The sequence below is a fragment of the Methylobacterium radiodurans genome (assembly GCF_003173735.1).
Taxonomy (GTDB): domain Bacteria; phylum Pseudomonadota; class Alphaproteobacteria; order Rhizobiales; family Beijerinckiaceae; genus Methylobacterium; species Methylobacterium radiodurans.
In genome coordinates this window covers 1,382,035-1,399,713 of sequence record NZ_CP029551.1, presented here as the reverse complement: position 1 = coordinate 1,399,713, position 17,679 = coordinate 1,382,035, and the positions used below count along the sequence as shown (strand labels likewise).

At 71.8% G+C, this 17,679-nt stretch carries 16 protein-coding genes; 12 read left to right on the top strand and 4 right to left on the bottom strand.

Going from position 1 to position 17,679, the window contains the following annotated elements:
• Positions 1-12: 12 nt before the first annotated feature.
• Together DK427_RS06255 and DK427_RS06250 are read left to right on the top strand one after the other, a co-directional pair.
• Positions 13-1,338: a bifunctional folylpolyglutamate synthase/dihydrofolate synthase gene (locus DK427_RS06255; RefSeq protein WP_109950506.1), complete on the top strand. Its 1,326-nt coding sequence runs from the start codon at positions 13-15 to the stop codon at positions 1,336-1,338.
• A 267-nt stretch (positions 1,339-1,605) separates the two neighbouring features.
• Positions 1,606-2,529: an outer membrane protein gene (locus tag DK427_RS06250; RefSeq protein ID WP_109950505.1), complete on the top strand. Its 924-nt coding sequence runs from the start codon at positions 1,606-1,608 to the stop codon at positions 2,527-2,529.
• 190 nt (positions 2,530-2,719) lie between these two features.
• Here DK427_RS06250 and trxA read toward each other — a convergent pair whose 3' ends face one another.
• The gene (gene trxA / locus DK427_RS06245; protein WP_109950504.1) at positions 2,720-3,049 is read right to left on the bottom strand and encodes a thioredoxin; all 330 of its coding nucleotides are present in this window, start codon (positions 3,047-3,049) and stop codon (positions 2,720-2,722) included.
• Positions 3,050-3,332: 283 nt separating this feature from the next.
• Here trxA and DK427_RS06240 point away from each other — a divergent pair, with 283 nt between their 5' ends.
• The 5 genes from DK427_RS06240 to DK427_RS06220 all read left to right on the top strand — a co-directional run bounded on the left by DK427_RS06240 (position 3,333) and on the right by DK427_RS06220 (position 7,526).
• Entirely contained in the window at positions 3,333-4,628 is a 1,296-nt protein-coding gene (locus DK427_RS06240; RefSeq protein WP_109950503.1) for a PQQ-dependent sugar dehydrogenase, read from the top strand.
• A 140-nt stretch (positions 4,629-4,768) separates the two neighbouring features.
• Entirely contained in the window at positions 4,769-5,686 is a 918-nt protein-coding gene (locus DK427_RS06235; protein WP_109950502.1) for a protein-methionine-sulfoxide reductase heme-binding subunit MsrQ, read from the top strand.
• A 32-nt stretch (positions 5,687-5,718) separates the two neighbouring features.
• On the top strand, positions 5,719-6,033 hold the full coding sequence (locus DK427_RS06230) for a hypothetical protein (RefSeq protein ID WP_109950501.1): 315 nt from the start codon (positions 5,719-5,721) through the stop codon (positions 6,031-6,033).
• 71 nt (positions 6,034-6,104) lie between these two features.
• Positions 6,105-6,461, top strand: coding sequence for a Uma2 family endonuclease (locus DK427_RS06225; RefSeq protein WP_245930820.1), 357 nt, complete (start codon positions 6,105-6,107; stop codon positions 6,459-6,461).
• Positions 6,462-6,512: 51 nt separating this feature from the next.
• Positions 6,513-7,526, top strand: coding sequence for an adenosine kinase (locus DK427_RS06220; protein WP_109950499.1), 1,014 nt, complete (start codon positions 6,513-6,515; stop codon positions 7,524-7,526).
• A gap of 19 nt (positions 7,527-7,545) precedes the next feature.
• Here the strand turns inward: DK427_RS06220 and DK427_RS06215 are convergent, their stop codons facing one another.
• Positions 7,546-8,517, bottom strand: coding sequence for an NADPH:quinone oxidoreductase family protein (locus DK427_RS06215; protein ID WP_109950498.1), 972 nt, complete (start codon positions 8,515-8,517; stop codon positions 7,546-7,548).
• Positions 8,518-8,604: 87 nt separating this feature from the next.
• Positions 8,605-9,378, bottom strand: a complete 774-nt coding sequence (gene ubiG, locus DK427_RS06210; protein ID WP_109950497.1) for a bifunctional 2-polyprenyl-6-hydroxyphenol methylase/3-demethylubiquinol 3-O-methyltransferase UbiG — start codon at positions 9,376-9,378, stop codon at positions 8,605-8,607.
• Positions 9,379-9,548: 170 nt separating this feature from the next.
• Here ubiG and DK427_RS06205 point away from each other — a divergent pair, with 170 nt between their 5' ends.
• From DK427_RS06205 to DK427_RS06185, 5 genes are all read left to right on the top strand, one after another.
• Complete coding sequence (locus tag DK427_RS06205; RefSeq protein ID WP_109950496.1) at positions 9,549-10,784, top strand: aspartate kinase; 1,236 nt, start codon at positions 9,549-9,551, stop codon at positions 10,782-10,784.
• 99 nt (positions 10,785-10,883) lie between these two features.
• On the top strand, positions 10,884-13,151 hold the full coding sequence (gene ptsP / locus DK427_RS06200; RefSeq protein WP_109950495.1) for a phosphoenolpyruvate--protein phosphotransferase: 2,268 nt from the start codon (positions 10,884-10,886) through the stop codon (positions 13,149-13,151).
• A gap of 60 nt (positions 13,152-13,211) precedes the next feature.
• Complete coding sequence (prfA, locus tag DK427_RS06195) at positions 13,212-14,297, top strand: peptide chain release factor 1 (RefSeq protein ID WP_109950494.1); 1,086 nt, start codon at positions 13,212-13,214, stop codon at positions 14,295-14,297.
• An 83-nt stretch (positions 14,298-14,380) separates the two neighbouring features.
• Positions 14,381-15,217: a peptide chain release factor N(5)-glutamine methyltransferase gene (prmC, locus tag DK427_RS06190; protein ID WP_109954037.1), complete on the top strand. Its 837-nt coding sequence runs from the start codon at positions 14,381-14,383 to the stop codon at positions 15,215-15,217.
• Positions 15,218-15,725: 508 nt separating this feature from the next.
• Entirely contained in the window at positions 15,726-16,757 is a 1,032-nt protein-coding gene (locus tag DK427_RS06185; protein ID WP_109950493.1) for a DUF4167 domain-containing protein, read from the top strand.
• A gap of 162 nt (positions 16,758-16,919) precedes the next feature.
• Here the strand turns inward: DK427_RS06185 and DK427_RS06180 are convergent, their stop codons facing one another.
• The gene (locus DK427_RS06180) at positions 16,920-17,675 is read right to left on the bottom strand and encodes a hypothetical protein (RefSeq protein ID WP_109950492.1); all 756 of its coding nucleotides are present in this window, start codon (positions 17,673-17,675) and stop codon (positions 16,920-16,922) included.
• Positions 17,676-17,679: the final 4 nt, after the last annotated feature.

The window sequence follows — 17,679 nt, the reverse complement described above, 5'->3', positions numbered from 1 at the left end:
CGAAGCCCGACGATGGACTCCTCCGACGCGATGATGGCGCGCTTCCTCGCGCTCCACCCCCGCACGATCGACCTGTCGCTCGGGCGAATTCAACGGCTGCTGGCGGCGCTCAACCATCCGGAGCGGCGCCTGCCCCCGGTGATCCACGTGGCCGGCACCAACGGCAAGGGCTCGACCATCGCCTTCATGCGGGCGATCCTGGAGGCGGGGGGCTTGGCCGCCCATGTCTACACCTCGCCCCACCTCGTGCGCTTCCACGAGCGCATCCGGCTCGGCGCGATCGGGGGCGGCAGCTTCGTGCCCGAGGACCGGCTCGCCGACGCCTTCGCGCGCTGCGAGGCGGCGAATGCCGGCGACCCGATCACCGTCTTCGAGATCACCACGGCGGCCGCCCTCCTGCTCTACTCCGAGGCGCCCGCCGACGTGCTCCTCCTGGAGGTGGGCCTGGGTGGCCGGGTCGACGCCACCAACGTGATCGACCAGCCCGCCGCCGCCGTGGTGACGCCGATCGGACGCGACCACGCGGAGTATCTCGGCGACACGGTCGAGGCGGTGGCGGGCGAGAAGGCCGGCATCTTCAAGCGCGGCTGCCCGGCCGTGATCGCCGCACAGGACTACGCCGAGGCCGACGCCGTGCTCTGCCGCCGCGCCGAGGCGGTGGGCGCCGGGCCGATCCTCGTCGGCAACCAGGATTTCTCGGTGCACGAGGAGCGCGGGCGCCTCGTCTACCAGGACGAGACCGACCTGTTCGACCTGCCCAAGCCGAAGCTGCTGGGCCGCCATCAGTTCACGAATGCCGGCACCGCCATCGCGGCGCTCCGCGCGGCCGGCTTCGGCGACATCGGCACGGCGGCGATCGAGGCGGGCCTGCGCAATGTCGAGTGGCCCGGCCGCCTGCAGCGCCTGAGCCGCGGGCGCCTCGCCGCGCTGGTGCCGGCGGGCTCCGAGCTCTGGCTCGACGGCGGCCACAACATCGACGGCGGGCGCATCCTGGCGGCGGCACTTGCCGAACTCGGCGAGCGCAGCGACGCGCCGCTCGTCCTCGTCGTGGGGCTCCTCGGAACCAAGGACGCCGAGGGCTTCCTGCGCCACTTCGTCGGCCTGTCGCGCGCCCTGATCGCCGTGCCGATCGCCGGCCAGATGGCCGCGCGCCCCGCCGAGGAGGTCGCGCAGATCGCCGAGGGCGTGGGCCTGAGCGCGCGGGTCGCCCCGAGCATCGAGGCGGCGCTTTCCGGCATCTCCGACATCGCCTTCGAGGCTCCGCCGCGCATCCTGATCTGCGGCTCGCTCTATCTCGCGGGCGCGGTGCTCACCGCCAACGGCACGCCGCCGGTCTGAGGCTGGCGGAAGGCGGGCCCGCCGCTCGTCTGGTGCAACAACCCGGAGCAGCACCGAAACCGGACCGACGCAACCGATGACTGTATTGCGTCGGCGAAGAATCGCGGCGGGATCCCCGGAACAGCCAAATCTTAAGCAAGTGTTTGCCGCAGCTCAGCGCCGGGCCTACTGAGAGGCCCTGCGCCTGTGGCCGCCGCGCTACATCTTGGCTGTGGAAAATCACATAAGGTCCCCACCGATCGGGCACAAATGCTGGGGATCACAACAATGAAAAAGCTTGCTACCTCGTTGGCGATGTTCACGGCGCTGACCGCTGCCGCGACCGCCGCCGACCTTCCGCGCCGCGCTCCGCCGCCGGTCTTCACGCCGGTTCCGGTGTTCACCTGGACGGGCTTCTACGCCGGTTTCAACGCCGGTTACGGCTTCGACGCCAGCGACCGCCGCTCCAACGGCTTCACGCAGTCGAGCCCGCTGCTCCCGCCGAACGCCGCCAGCCCGATCGTGCAGCTCCCGAACGGCGGCTTCACCACGGCCGGCGTCCTCGGCCCGGTCGGCTCGACGCTGACCTACAACAGCGGCAACAACGAAGGCTTCACCGGCGGTGGCCAGATCGGCTACAACTGGCAGCTCACCCCGGGTTCGGGCGTGGTCATCGGCTTCGAGGCCGACGCCCAGTACCTCGACTTCGGTGGCCGTCGCAGCCGCTTCACCACCAACGCCCTGACGATCAACCCCGCCTTCGTGCCGGTCGACAGCGTGCTCAGCACGCTCGACTTCTTCGGCACCGTGCGCGGCCGTCTCGGCTACGCCTTCGACCGCGTCCTGTTCTACGGCACCGGCGGCTTCGCCTACGCCACGGGTGACCGCGGCGCCCGCGTCGCCTTCACCAACTTCAACAACCGCAACGACGACTTCCTCACCGGCTGGGCCGCGGGTGGTGGTGTCGAGTACGCGCTCCCGACCGACTCGTTCCTGAACTTCTTCCGCTCCTCGGCGGTGACGCTCAAGGTCGAAGGTCTGTACGTGCAGTTCGACCGCAACAACCGCAACGCCGTCGGCCTGCCGCTCGTCGGCGGCTTCCAGACCGCCAACGGCCTGATCCCGGTCTTCTCGGGTGGCCCGCTGCGCCGCGACGACAACTCGTTCGCCGTCGTCCGCGCCGGTCTGAACTACAAGTTCGGCTCCTACTAAGCCGATACGGCGGAGCCCGGGCCTCGCCCGGGCTCCGAACCATCAAAAAAATCTGGGTCTTGAAACCGAAAAGCCCGGCCTCGCGGCCGGGCTTTTTCGCGTGTTTTCCGTGCAGTCACCAGGGCTTGGCGGAACCAGGGGCGGGCGGCTCGACCGGAGGTCGGCGCCGTCCGCCCGGGTCCGACCGGCCTCAGGCGGACGCGGTCTGGGCGTTGATCCAGCGGGCGAGGTCGCCCTTCGGGGCCGCGCCGACCTTCTGGTCCACCCGTTCGCCGTTCTTGAACAGCAGCAGGGTCGGGATCGAGCGGATGCCGAACTGGGCGGCCACACCCGGATTCTCGTCCACGTTGATCTTGGCGATCTTCACGCGGCCCTGGAGGTCGGCGGAGATCTCCTCCAGCGCGGGACCGATCTGCCGACAGGGACCGCACCACTCCGCCCAGAAATCCACAACCACGGGCTCAGCGGACTTGAGAACGTCCTGCTCGAAGCTCGCGTCGGTCACTTTCACCGTCGCCATCACAGTCCCTTTCGTCAGCGCGGACGGCGGCGCGAAGACGCTGCCCGCAGTGCGGCAGAATTGGCAACGGGATCCGTGGCGGTCAAGGCGCGCGCCCGGTACCGCATGGCCGGGCCCCGGCTTTCTCATGGGGGGTCTCTTGGGGCGTGTCCCGGCGCACCGGCGCGGTCCAGCGTCGCCGGTGGGCGGCCGAGCCTCGAAGTCCGGGGCGCGCGCCCCATCTCCTGCCCGACGGACCCGGCCCTCGCGCTCCAAGGCGTGCGGACATCTGGAGGATTCACGTGTGACGCGCATCGCATCCCTCGCCCTCGCCGCCGCGGCGACGCTCGGCCTCGCCGGCGCAGCGTCCGGCCAGGAGACGCCCGCCTCCCGCATCGGCGGCGAGGCGTTCAGCGCGCCCAACGCCCCCTCGGCCGGGACCAGCCCGGCCGAGACCGAGGCCCCGAACACGGGCTACAAGCCGCTCCTGCCGAACCAGACCCGCGCCCCGAAGCCCGCCCAGGCCACCGAGGTCGCTGTGGCGACCGCCGTGCAGGGCCTGGACAGCCCCTGGGCGATGGAATTCCTGCCGGACGGCCGCATGATCGTGACCGAGAAGGGCGGGAAGATCCGCCTCGTTGCGAAGGACGGCACGCCGGGCCCCGCCGTCGCGGGCGTGCCCAAGGTCGATGCCCGCGGCCAGGGGGGCCTGCTCGACGTGGCGCTGAGCCCCGGCTTCGCCTCCGACCGCACGATCTTCTTCAGCTATTCCGAGCCCCGCGAGAAGGGCAACGGCACCACGGTCGCCCGCGCCAAGCTGGTGGAGGACGGCAAGGGCGGAGCCAAGCTCGACGACCTGAAGGTGATCTTCCGCCAGACGCCCGCCTACGAGGGCGACAAGCATTTCGGCTCGCGCATCGTGCCGGCCGGCGACGGCAAGCTCTTCGTCACCGTGGGGGAGCGCTCCGACAAGGGTCCGCGGGTCCAGGCGCAGGATCTCGCGAGCGGCCTCGGCAAGGTGTTCCGCATCGACACGGACGGGAACGCCCCGAAGGACAACCCTTTCGCGGGCAGCGAGAAGGCCCGTCCCGAGATCTGGTCCTACGGCCACCGCAACGTCCAGGCGGCGGCCCTCGACGGCCAGGGCCGGCTCTGGACCGTGGAGCACGGGCCGCGCGGCGGCGACGAGCTGAACCGTCCGCGCCCGGGCCTGAACTACGGCTGGCCGGTGGCGACCTACGGCATCGAGTACTCGGGCGAGAAGGTCGGCGAGGGCGTCACCCAGGCGGCCGGCACGGTGCAGCCGGTCTATTACTGGGATCCCGTCATCGGCCCCTCCGGCATGGCGCTCTACACGGGCGGCCTGTTCCCGGCCTGGAAGGACCAGTTCCTGATCGGCGGGCTCGTCAGCGGCGGCATCGTCGCGGTCAAGCTCGACGGCGACAAGGTGGTGACGGAGGAGCGCGTGCCGCTGGACGCGCGCATCCGCGACGTGCGGGTCGGTCCGGACGGGGCGGTCTACGCCGTCACGGACGGCGCGGACGGCCGGATCCTCAAGCTGACGCCGAAGGACGGCCCGAAGGACGGCAAGGAGGGCTGAGCGGGCCGCCCCGCGGCGGGAGGTCTCGGGGCGTAACCGCGGATGCGGCGCGGCGAAAGGTCCGGTGACGCATCCCGGATGCATCACCCTGCGCCGCCCGGCCGTTCTCCGGCCGCCGCCTTCCAGCGAACACGCCCCGCATGCCCGCACGCACGACTCTGCCGCTTCCCTGGCTCGACCGGGCCGGGCGCCTCTCGGTCTTGAAGCTCCTCTGCTTCCTGCTGGTTCTGGCGCCCGGCCTCTATCTCGCACAAGGCTACGCCCGCGACGCGTTGGGCGCGAAGCCCGTCACCGCGCTGATCCACGGCACAGGCGACTGGGCCGTGCGGCTGCTCCTCGCCACGCTGGCGGTGAGCCCGCTCCGTCGCATCGCGGACTGGCCGCGGCTGATCAACCTGCGGCGCATGCTGGGCCTCGCGGCGCTCGCCTACGCGGTGGCCCACCTCGCGCTCTACGTCGTCGACCAGAACTTCGACCTCGCGAAGGTCGCCTCCGAGATCGCGCTGCGCATCTATCTGACGATCGGCTTCGTGGCGCTCGCCGGCCTCGTGGCGCTCGGCTGGACCTCGACCGACGCGGCGATCCGCCGGATGGGGCCCGCCTGGAACCGCCTGCACCGCCTCGTCTACCCGATCGCGGCCCTGGGCCTGCTGCACTATTTCCTGCAATCGAAGATCGACGTCACGGACCCGGTCTTCTGGACCGGCCTGTTCCTTCTGCTGATGGGCTGGCGCCTGATGCACCGCCTCTCGGCGCCGACCCGGCCCTGGTCGCTCCTCCTCCTCGCGCTCGGCACCGCGCTGCTGACGGCCCTCCTGGAGGCCGCGTGGTACGGCTTGAAGAGCGGCGTGCCGGCCGGGCTGGTGCTCGGCGCCAATCTGGACTTTTCCGGCCCGATCCGCCCGGCCTGGTGGGTGCTCGGCGTCGGCCTGCTCCTGCCGCTCGCCAACACCGTGCGCGGCAAGCCGGCGCGCAGGGTGGGACCGGGGACGGGGCCTGGAGCTGAGCGGCAGGGATCCGGCCTTGTTCCGGCCCGCGCGATGCCGCAGAAGCCGTGACCGCGGGCGATCCGGCCGCGCGGAGGCGTTCCATGCGGTTCACGATCCCAGTCCTGGCGCTGCTGATCTCCGGGCCGGCCGCAGCCGCCTGCACGGTGCCCGTGGCCCCGCCCGCGGCCGAGCGCCCCGAGAAGCCGGTCTTGCCGCAGAAGCCCGCCTGCCTCGACGCCAAGGGCGGCTGCCCGGGCTGGGAGGCCTACACCTACAGCGACCAGATCAAGGCCTACAACGCGCAGATCCAGGCCTTCCGGCCGATCGCGGAGGCCTACGTGCAGAAGCTCAACGCCTACGTGAAGGCCAGCGCCGACTACGCCCAGTGCGAGGTGAAGGTGCTGCAGGGGCAGTGAACCCGCGGCCAAGCGAATCGTTGTAGGCTGGCCCCATGAGCGCCGCGCCGAAGCTTGATGCGCCACCGCGGATGAGAGTGGACGAGTTCCTGGTCTGGGCCGAGGGTCGGCCGGGTCGGTACGAACTCAATGCCGGCGAGATCGTCGCGATGTCGCCGCAGCGGGCGCGCCATGCGGACGCGAAGTTCGCGGTTCAGACGACCCTGAAGTCCGCGATCCGCCGGGGTGCCCTGCCCTGCCGCATGTGTCTGGACGGGACGACCGTTCAGATCGACCATGAGACAGCCTACGAGCCCGACGCCCTCGTCTGCTGCGGGGGCGGGGACCTGATCGAGACCCACATCGTAGCCTCGGGCGCGCTGCGGCTCGATCCGCCCGGGCTCGACCTCGCCCTCGCCGACCTGTCCGAGGATGACGACCCGGCTTGACCCCTGCGGGCGCCGGTGCGACAGGCCGGCGAACCGGAACAGGACGCCCGCATGACCGCTCCCCTCGACCTTCTCGTGCTCGGCAACGCCATCGTCGACCTGATCGCGCGCACCGACGAGGCCTTCCTGGCAGCCCAGGGCGTGCCGAAGGGCTCGATGGCGCTGATCGACGAGCCCCGGGCCGAGGCCCTGTTCGCCGCGATGGGCCCGACCACCGTGGTCTCGGGCGGCTCGGGCGCCAACACGGCGGTCGGCGCGGCCAAGCTCGGCGCGAAGACGGCTTTCATCGGCAAGGTGCGCGACGACGAGCTCGGCGGCCTCTACGCGCACGAGCTGAAGGCGGTCGGCGTCGATTTCCCGGTCAAGGCCGCCGTTGACGGACCGGCCACCGCCCGCTGCTTCATCCTGGTGGCGCCGGACGGCGAGCGCACCATGAACACCTATCTGGGCGCCTGCCAGGGACTGTCCCCCGCTGACGTCGATCCGGCCGTCGTCCAGAGCGCCCGCGTCACCTACCTCGAGGGCTATCTCTGGGATCCGCCGGCCGCCAAGGAGGCCTTCCGCAAGGCGGTGCAGATCGCCCACGGCGCCGGCAACGCGGTGGCGCTCACCCTCTCGGACGCCTTCTGCGTCGGCCGCTACCGCGACGAGTTCCTGGGCCTGCTCCGCGACGGCAGCATCGACATCCTGTTCGCCAATATCGGCGAGTTGCAGAGCCTCTACGAGACCGAGGACGCAGATGCCGCCATCAAGGCGCTCGCGCAGGAGCGCAACGGCCGGGGGATCCACCTGCTCGGCCTCGTCACCCGCTCCGAGGAAGGCGCGGTCGTGGTGAAGGGCGGCGAGATCCGCTCCGTGCCGGCCTCACCGGTCGCCGAGGTGGTCGACACCACGGGCGCGGGCGACCTCTTCGCCGCCGGGTTCCTTGCCGGCCACGCCCGCGGCCTCGACAACGTCGCGAGCGCGAAGCTCGGGGCGCTCGCCGCCGGCCAGGTGATCCAGCACATCGGCGCCCGGCCGCAGGTCGATCTGGTCAAGCTGGCGCGGGAGCGGGGGCTGCTCTGAGGCCGTCCCGCTTCCGACGTCACACCCTGAGCAGCACCTTGCCCACCGCCTCGCGGCGGGTGAGGATGCCGAGGGCGGCCTCGTAATCCTCCAGCGGGTAGACCCCGTGGACCTTGGCCGTCAGCCGCCCCTCCGCCACCCAGGCGAGGAGCTGGCGCTGGTTCTCCTGATGCGCGGCCGGGTCGCGGTCGAGGAAGGCGCCCCAGTGGACGCCCTGCACGTCGAGCTCCTTCAGCAGCATCAGGTTGAGCGGCAGGCGCGGGATCTCGCCCGCCGCGAAGCCCACCACGAGGTAGCGCCCGCGCCAGCGCAAAGCCCGCAGCGCCGGCTCCGCGAAGGCGTCGCCGACCGCGTCGTAGACCACGTCGACCCCGCCGCCCGAGGCCTCGCGCAGCGCGTCCTTCAGGGTCGCCGGGTCGTAGACGAGGCCGATCTCCGCCCCGTGGGCCTTGGCCACCGCGAGCTTGTCCTCCGAAGAGGCGCAGGCGATCACGCGGGCGCCCATCAGCGCCCCGAGCTCCACCGCCGCGAGGCCGACGCCGCCCGAGGCGCCGAGCACCGCCAGCCACTCGCCCGGCCGGATGCGGGCCCGGTTGCGAAGCGCGTGCAGCGAGGTGCCGTACGTGATGGTGAGGCCGGCCGCCTGTTCGTCCGAGACCCCATCCGGGACCTTGGTGAGCTGGCCGGGATCGGCCACGACGCGCTCGCGGCAGGTGCCGAACTTGGCATGGACGATCACCCGGTCGCCGACCGCGAAGCCTCGCACATCCGGCCCCAGCGCCTCGACCACGCCGCAGGCCTCGCCGCCCGGCGAGAAGGGCAGCGACGGCTTCACTTGGTAGCGGCCGGCGATGATCAGCGTGTCGAAGAAATTGAGCGCGGCGATCCGCACCCGCACCACGACCTCTCCGGGTCCGGGCTCCGGGTCCGGCACGGTCTCGAGGCCGAGATCCTCCGGCTTGCCCAGCCTCGTGCACAGCAGCGCCCGCATCGCGTCCTCCCCGTCGTCTCCCGGCGATGCCCCGGCAAGCGCCGCCCCGCAAGAGGACTTTCGGGCCGGGTCCGGGGATCAGGCCGATCAGGCCGGCTTCTCGGCCGCGACCATGTAGTTCACCGCCGTGTCCCGGCTCTGGCGCCAGCCGTCGTTGAGCGGGTTGTAGACTACCCCTTGTGTATCGACCGGCGTGACGCCGCCCGCACGCAGCATCCCCTTCAATTCCTCGGGGGTGATGAACTTGTCCCAGTCGTGCGTGCCCTTCGGCAGCCAGCCGAGCACGTACTCGGCCCCCACGATGGCGAGCGCGAAGGAGCGCAGCGTCCGGTTGATGGTGGCGGCGAACAGGAGGCCGCCGGGCTTCACTGCCGCGCAGGCCGCCCGCAGGAAGGCCTGCGGGTCGGGCACGTGCTCGATCACCTCCATGGCGAGCACCACATCGAAGCGGGCGCCCTCGGCCGCCACAGCCTCGATCGTGTCGGCGCGGTAGTCGATGGCGAGCGCCCCGGCCTCGGCATGGGCGCGCGCTACCGCGAGGTTCTGGCCCGCCGGCTCCAGCCCGGTGACGTTCGCGCCGAGGCGCGCCAGCGGCTCCGCGAGGATGCCGCCGCCGCAGCCGATATCGATGACGCTGAGGCCCTCCAGCGCGAAGGGCCGGTCGGTCTCGCGGCCGTGGTGCCGGCAGACCCGGTCGCGGATGTAGGCGAGGCGCACCGGGTTGAAGCGGTGCAGCACCCGCATCGGCCCGGCCTCGTCCCACCACGTCGCGGCGAGCGCGTCGAAACGCGCCACCTCCGCCGGGTCTACCCGACCGGATTCGACCCGGCCCGCCGTTCCTTCCGTGCCTGCACCGGCCATGCTTGCCCGATCCGTTCCGTGACGCCCGACTTTAGACTGCCTCCGACCTGGCGGCCGGCTTGTTGACAGCCCCTCCCCCCGCTTGTACCCGCCCAAACCCGAGCCGGTACAGCCGCCGGGCCCTGTCCGCGGCACCGGGACGCTTCTCTAAGACACAACGCGGACGCGACATGCCCCGTCTGGTGATGAAGTTCGGCGGCACGTCCGTCGCCAACGTGGATCGGATCCGCAACGTGGCCGCCCACGTCGCCCGCGAGGTCGCGGCCGGCTACGAGGTCGCGGTCGTGGTCTCGGCCATGTCCGGCAAGACGAACGAGCTCGTCGCCTGGGTGAAGGACGCCGACCCGCTCTACGACGCCGCCGAGTACGACGCGGTCGTGGCCTCGGGCGAGCAGGTCACCTCGGGGCTGCTGGCCATCGCGCTCAGGAAGATGGGCATCCCGGCCCGGTCCTGGCAGGGCTGGCAGATCCCGATCCTCACCTCCGACGCGCACGGCTCGGCCCGCATCGCGGAGATCGACGGCGCGCGGCTCGATGCCAGCTTCAAGCGCGGCGAGGTCGCGGTGATCGCCGGCTTCCAGGGCATGCACGCCGAGACCGGCCGGCTCACCACGCTCGGCCGCGGCGGCTCGGACACCAGCGCGGTGGCGGTCGCCGCCGCCATCGGGGCGGAGCGCTGCGACATCTACACGGACGTGGACGGCGTCTACACCACCGACCCCCGCGTCGTTCCGAAGGCCAAGCGCATGGAGCGCGTGACCTTCGAGGAGATGCTGGAGATGGCCTCGCTCGGCGCCAAGGTGCTGCAGGTCCGCTCCGTCGAGCTCGCCATGGTGCACCGGGTGCCGACCACCGTGCGCTCCTCCTTCGATCCGCCGGACGCCGCGCGCCCCGGTACCCTCATCTGCGACGAGGACGACATCGTGGAACAGCAGATCATCACCGGGATCGCCTTCTCGCGCGACGAGGCGCAGATCACGCTGCGCCGCGTGAAGGACAGCCCCGGCGTCGCCGCGGCGATCTTCGGCCCGCTGGCGGACGCCAACATCAACGTCGACATGATCATCCAGACGGTCTCGGGCGACCAGTCGACCACCGACATGACCTTCACGGTCCCGGCCGCCGACTACGAGCGCGCCCGCACGGTGCTCGACCAGCAGGCGGAGACGATCGGCTTCGCGCAGATCGAGGGCGCCACCGACGTGGTGAAGGTCTCGGCCATCGGCGTCGGCATGCGCTCCCACGCGGGCGTGGCCGCCAAGGCGTTCCGGGCGCTGGCCGCCAAGGGCATCAACATCCGGGCGATCACCACCTCGGAGATCAAGTTCTCGGTGCTCATCGACGCGGCCTATACGGAGCTTGCCGTTCGCACGCTCCACTCGCTATACGGCCTCGATCAGGCCTGAACCCCGGGGGGAGGGCGCCGCGCGGCGCATGCCGTCTGGCGTCAAGGTTGCAGGGCTGGTGAACGCCGAACCGGCCCCTGACGCTGGAATGACGAGACGATGCCCGCTGCGCCCGGAGGCCCGCGCCTGCTGCTGCGCCGCCTCCGCGAAGCGATGGCGGAGCCGGTCAGCGCACAGGCGCGCCTCGACCGCATCGTCGTCGTCCTGATCGCCGCCAACGTCGTGGCCGAGGTCTGCTCGGTCTACGTCCTGCGCGACGACAACACCCTCGAACTCTTCGCCACCGAGGGCCTCAACCGCGAGGCCGTGCACCTCACCCGCATGCGCGCGGACGAGGGCCTCGTCGGCCTGATCGCCAAGACCGCCGAGCCGCTGGCGCTCTCGGACGCCCAGCAGCATCCGGCCTTCTCCTACCGTCCGGAGACGGGCGAGGAATCCTTCCACGCCTTCCTGGGCGTGCCGCTCTTGCGCGCCGGCAACACGCTCGGCGTACTCACCGTCCAGAACAAGACCTACCGGGTCTACTCCGAGGAGGAGATCGAGGCGCTCCAGACCACCGCTATGGTGCTCTCGGAGATGATCGCCTCGGGCGAGTTGCAGGCGCTCGCCCCCGATGCGGGCACCGCCGCGCGCCGCGCGGTCAGCGTGCGCGGCACGGTGCTGGCCGAGGGGATCGGCCTCGGTCACGTGGTGCTGCACGAGCCGCGCATCGTCGTGAAGACGCTGATCGCCGAGAACAGCGAGCGCGAGATGAGCCGCCTGGAGGCGGCGATCGAGAACGTGCGCTCGGCCATCGACGACCTCGTCGAGCGCGGCGACAAGCTCGGTACCGCCGAATCGCGCGAGGTGCTGGAGACCGTGCGCATGTTCGCGCACGACAAGGGCTGGCTGCGCCGGATGCGCGAGGCGGTGGGCTCCGGCCTCACGGCGGAAGCCGCGGTCGAACGGGTGCAGTCCGACAACCGCGCCCGGATGATGCGCCAGAGCGATCCCTATCTGAGGGACCGCCTGCACGATCTCGACGACCTGACGAACCGGCTGCTGCGCGAGCTGATCGGCCAAGAGATGATCGGCTTGGCCGGCTCCATCCCCGAGAACGCGATCCTGGTGGCCCGCTCGATGGGCCCGGCCGCGCTCCTCGACTACGAGCCCGCCCGCCTGCGCGGCCTCGTGCTGGAGGAGGGCGGCCCGACGAGCCACGTCGCGATCGTGGCCCGCGCGCTCGGCATCCCGGCGGTCAGTGAGGTCGAGAACGCCTCGGCGCTCTGCGATGCCGGCGACGCCATCATCGTGGACGCGGTGGCGGGCGAGGTGCATGTCCGGCCGGGCCCCGAGATCGAGGCGGCCTATGCCGAGATGGTGCGCCTGCGCGCCCGCCGGCAGGAGCAGTACCGGGCGCTGCGCGACGTGCCGGCCGTCACCCGCGACGGGGTGCGGATCGGCCTGCATCTGAATGCCGGCCTGCTGGTCGATCTCACGCACCTCAACGAGACGGGCGCGGAGGGGGTCGGCCTGTTCCGCACCGAATTGCAGTTCATGGTGGCGCAGCGCATGCCCTCGGCGGCCGAGCAGCAGGCGCTCTACCGGGCGGTGCTCACGGCGTCGGGCGACAAGCCGGTCACGATCCGGACGCTCGACATCGGCGGCGACAAGATCCTGCCCTACATGCCCAAGCTCGAGGAGGAGAACCCGGCGCTGGGCTGGCGGGCGATCCGCATCGGCCTCGACCGGCCGGCGCTGCTGCGCGTCCAGTTGCGCGCCCTCCTCAAGGCCTCGGACGGGCACCCGCTCAAGATCATGTTCCCGATGGTGGCGACCGTGGACGAGTTCGTCCGGGCCCGGGCCATCGTCGAGCGCGAGAAGGCGCATCTGCGCCGCCACGGCTACGCGCTGCCCGCCGACTGCAAGCTCGGCGCGATGATCGAGGTGCCCTCGCTGCTGTTCCAGATCGACGAGATCGCGCGGGAAGCCGACTTCCTCTCGGTCGGCTCAAACGACCTGATGCAGTTCCTGTTTGCGGTCGACCGCGAGAATCGGCGCGTGGCCCACCGCTTCGACCCGCTCTCGGTCGCGGCGATCCGCGCCTTCCGGCTGATCGCCGAGCGCGCCGAGGCCGCGGGCTGCCCCGTGACCGTCTGCGGCGAGATCGGCGGGCGCCCGCTCGACGCCATGGCGCTGATCGGCATGGGGTTCCGCAACTTCTCGATGTCGCCGGCCGCGATCGGCCCGGTGAAGGCGATGGTGCTCAGCCTCAACGCGGGCGCGGTCACCGCACTCATCGACGTCGAGATGGCCCGCGGCCACGACGGCGACAGCCTGCGCCCGGCGCTCGCAGCCTTCGCCAAGGCGCACGGCGTGCCCATCTAGGGGGCAGGCGCCCCGCGCGTCCGCTTCTCGCCATTCCTTCGTCACGAACATGCCAGGGCGATGATCCCCTTTCCCCCCGAGCGCCTCGACGCGATCCTGACCCGTCACGACATCGTCACCGCGACGCTCGCGGCCGGCACCCTCGAGTCCGACGCTGTGGTGCAGCTCTCGCGCGAGCTCTCCGACCTCGACCCCGTGGTGGCGGCGATCCACGCCTACCGGGCGGCGGCCGCCAACCTCGCGGGCATCGAGGCGATGATCGACGAGCCCGGCCAGGATTCCGAGATGCGCGCGCTCGCCGCCGAGGAGAAGCCGGAGGCGGAAGCGGCTCTGGAGCAGGCGCACCGGGCCCTGCAGCTGATGCTGCTGCCCAAGGACGCGGCGGATGAGAAGAGCGCGATCCTCGAGGTCCGCGCCGGCACCGGCGGCGACGAGGCGGCGCTCTTCGCGGGCGACCTGTTCCGGATGTACGCCAAGTACGCCGAGTCCAAGGGCTGGCGCGTCGAGGTGATCTCGGAGAGCGAGGGCACGGTCGGTGGCTACCGCGAGGTGGTGGCCGAGGTGAAGGGCCGCGGCGTCTTCGCGCGGCTCAAGTTCGAGAGCGGCGCCCACCGGGTCCAGCGCGTCCCCGACACCGAGACGCAGGGGCGCATCCACACCTCCGCGGCGACCGTGGCGGTGCTGCCCGAGGCCGAGGAGGTCGACATCGCCATCAACGAGGCCGACCTGAAGATCGATACCATGCGGGCTCAGGGGGCGGGCGGCCAGCACGTCAACAAGACGGAATCGGCGATCCGCATCACTCACGTCCCCTCGGGGATCGTGGTGTTCGTGCAGGAGGAGCGCTCCCAGCACAAGAACCGGGCGCGCGCCATGGCGCTGCTCCGGTCGCGGCTCTACGAGGCCGAGCGCACGGCCAAGGATTCGGCCCGCGCCGCCGACCGCAAGGCCCAGGTCGGCTCCGGCGACCGCTCGGAGCGCATCCGCACCTACAACTTCCCGCAGGGGCGCGTGACCGACCACCGCATCAACCTGACCCTCTACAAGCTGGAAGAGGTGCTGGCCGGCCCGGCCTTGGACGACCTCGTGGACGCGCTGGTCACCGAGCATCAGGCGGAGCTGCTCGCCGCCGAGGGGATGGCGTGAGCGGAGACGCAGGGCACGACGCGCCCTCCCCGCCCCCCTCTGCGGGGGAAGGGCTCAAGCCCGACACGTCCCGCCGCGGCGCCCTGCGATATCTGACCGAACACCTCGCCGCCCACGGCATCGCCAACCCGGCGGGCGAGGCGCGCTTCCTCGTCCTCGACCTGCTCGGCTTGGAAAGCTTCGATCTCGTCGGCGCGGGCGCGGCGCCGATCGGTCCGCATGGCGCCGCGCGCCTCGCGGACGCCCTCCACCGCCGCCTCGGCGGGGAGCCGGTGGCGCGCATCGTGGGGGCCTGGGAGTTCTGGGGCCTGCCGTTCCGGCTCTCGCCCGAGACCCTGGTGCCGCGCCCCGACACCGAGACCCTGGTGGACGCAGCCCTCCGCCTCCGCCCCGACCGGAGCGCGCCCCTGCGCATCCTCGATCTCGGCACCGGCAGCGGCTGCATCCTGACGGCGCTGCTCCACGAATACGCCCGCGCCTTCGGGGTCGGCCTCGACCGCAGCCCCGGCGCGCTTCGCACCGCCCGCGCCAACGCGGCGCTGAACGGCGTGGGCACCCGCGCCGCATTTCTCGCCGGGGATTGGTGCGATCCGCTCGCCGGCCCCCCTTTCGATCTCGTGGTCTCGAACCCACCTTACATCGCGACGCCGGTCATCGCGGGCCTCGCCCGCGAGGTGCGGGAGCACGATCCGATGCCGGCCCTCGACGGCGGCGCGGACGGGCTCGTGGCGTACCGGCGCATCCTCGACGCGCTGCCGGCCCGCCTCGCCACGGGCGGCGCGGCGCTTCTGGAGATCGGGTTCGATCAGGCGGCGGCTCTGGACGATCTGGCCGGGCGCAGAGGCTTCGATCGGCGGACGGTGGTACGCGATCTTGCCGGCCACGACCGCGTCATGATCCTGACGCAGGAGATATTGTGAATCCGGCTCGGCAAGGTGCCGGCACCGCGACGCGGGCGCCGAGACTCGACCGCGGAGTCTCGACCGCCAAGACTCATGAACCCCAGGATCTGCAACGGGTTGGAAAAAATGCTTGTTGCTTTTCCCGATCGCCGTTAAAGTCGGCTTGCAGATCGCGAACGTTTCGTTAAGACGAGCGGGTGTAAGGTCGGCGACGATCTCCTCCGCCGAATTGTTCGCCGATCTTCTGGCTTCCGGACAAGCGCGTTCCCGATCCAGCGCCGCGGTCCGGTGCCGCTCGAGCCTGACAATCGACCGGCGTCCTGGACGCCGACAGGAGCCCGAGGCATCGGGCAGGCGGCCGCAAGGCCGGCGGATGACCGAGGTCATCCCGGCGCGGTCCGCACGGGCGAGCCGCCGCAGGAAGCGGGCGCGGCTTCCCGCGGGGACATCCCGACGCCGTACACCAGACGCCTTTCGCGTGAACGAGGGTCATCTGAGACCGATGAGACCAAACCAGAACCGACGGATGCGCGGCCGCAACCGGCCGAAGGGCCCCAACCCGCTGACCCGTTCGTACGAATCCAACGGCCCCGACGTTAAGCTCCGCGGCACCGCCCAGCACATCGCCGACAAGTACGCCCAGCTCGCGCGCGACGCGCTCGCTGCCGGCGATCCGGTCGCGGCGGAGAACTACTTCCAGCACGGCGAGCACTATTTCCGCATCATCTCCGGCGCGCAGGAGCAGAACCGGCCGCAGGCCGGCCTCGGCTACGCCCGCCAGTCCTTCGAGGACGAGATGGAGGAGGGCGACGAGGAGGGTCAGGGCTCGGGTCCGAACGGCCAGGGCTACGGCGCCTACGGCGACGAGTACGGCGATCCCGGTCAGCAGCCCCAGCCCTACGAGTCCCGGCCCGACTACCAGCAGGACGGCCGGCAGAACCGGAACGAGCGCCGCGAGCGCTTCCAGAACAACCGCAACGAGCGTCCGCGCTACGAGAACCAGGGCCGTCAGGACGGGCGCCAGGACTACCAGCCGCGCCAGGACTACAACCGGCAGGACGGGCGCCCCGACAACCGCCAGGACAGCCGTCAGGACAACCGCCACGAGGGCCGTCAGGACACCCGCGACAACCGCTTCGAGAACGGCCGCGGCGAGTTCCAGCGCGGTGAGCGTCAGGAGCGCCCCGAGCGTTCGGATCGCGACCGTCAGGAGTACCGGCCGGAGCGCCAGGAGCGGCCTGAGCGTCAGGAGCGACCTGAGCGGCAGGAGCGCGCCGAGGCCCGAACGGAGCAGCCGCGCGAGAGCAGCCCCCGCCGCGAGCGGCGCCGCGAGGAGCCCCGCGCCGTCGAGGACGCGCCCGCCGGCCTGCCCGCCTTCCTGATGACGCCCCCGCGCCCGGCCCCCGCTCCGGAGCCGCAGCCTGCCGAGGCCACGCCCGCGCCGACCGAGGCCTCCGAGGAGGCCCCCGCCCCGAAGACGCGCCGCCGCCGCCGCCCCCGCTTCGAGGGCACGGAGGGTGAGGCGCCCGCCAAGGCCACGGCCGACTCGGCCGAGTGATTGTTCTGGACAGGACGAGGCCGCCCCGGGAGACCGGGGCGGCCTTTTTCGTGGGCGCTGTCCGAGAAGCTCAGGGGTTTGGACAGAGGGCACCGGTTCCTCGCGTCCTCCCTCTCCCCTCGGCGGGGGAGGGAGAGTGCGGGAGCGTGCGAAGGTGTCGGCCTACGGCAGGGACAGCCCGTCCCGCGCCGCGGCCCAGTCCGGATAGGCCCGCACGCTGTGCACGAGCCGCCGGTGGCGCTCGGCCTCGCCGAAGGGGGCGAGCTCCCAGTCCCAGGACAGCGGCGCCGGGGGCAGCGAGACGCCGAACAGCAGGTCAAGACGATCGGTGACCCGGCCCGCGCGATCCTCCGTGCGCTGCTCGGTATCGGTGACGAGGCAGACCCGGCCCGGCAGCCGCCCCAGGGCCGCCAGATGGGCCGCGACGATCTCCGCGCCGAGACGCTCCGGCACCGGCAGCCCGGCGGCCTCGTGCCGGTCGACCGGCACGACTGGCAACTGCGTGAGGAGGTTGGCCGAGACCGTGAGGTCGGCCCGCCCGCAGAGGTCGCCGACAGGATCGCCCGCTCCCGTCAGGTCCGCCGTGACGAGGCGGACATGGCCGAAGCGCCGCGCGGCCAGCCGCGCGCTCAAGGGGTGGACGGCATCGACCAGGACGACCCGCTCGAACGCGGCGGCGAGTTCGGCCAGCGGCACGTCCGCGAGGGGGCCGGAGCCCAGCACCACCGCCTCGCGCCGCAGCGGGAGGTCGGCGCAGGCCGCCAGCACCGCAGCCCGGGTATGGGCCGCGTGGGGGGCCCATACCCGGCGGCAGCGGCGGGCGCGGGCGGAGAGCAGCACGCTCTCGCGCACGTAGCCGAGCCGGCGGTGCCGCCAGGGCGCGGGGGTGGCGAGCCAGAGCGCGAGGTCCAGCAGCACGGAC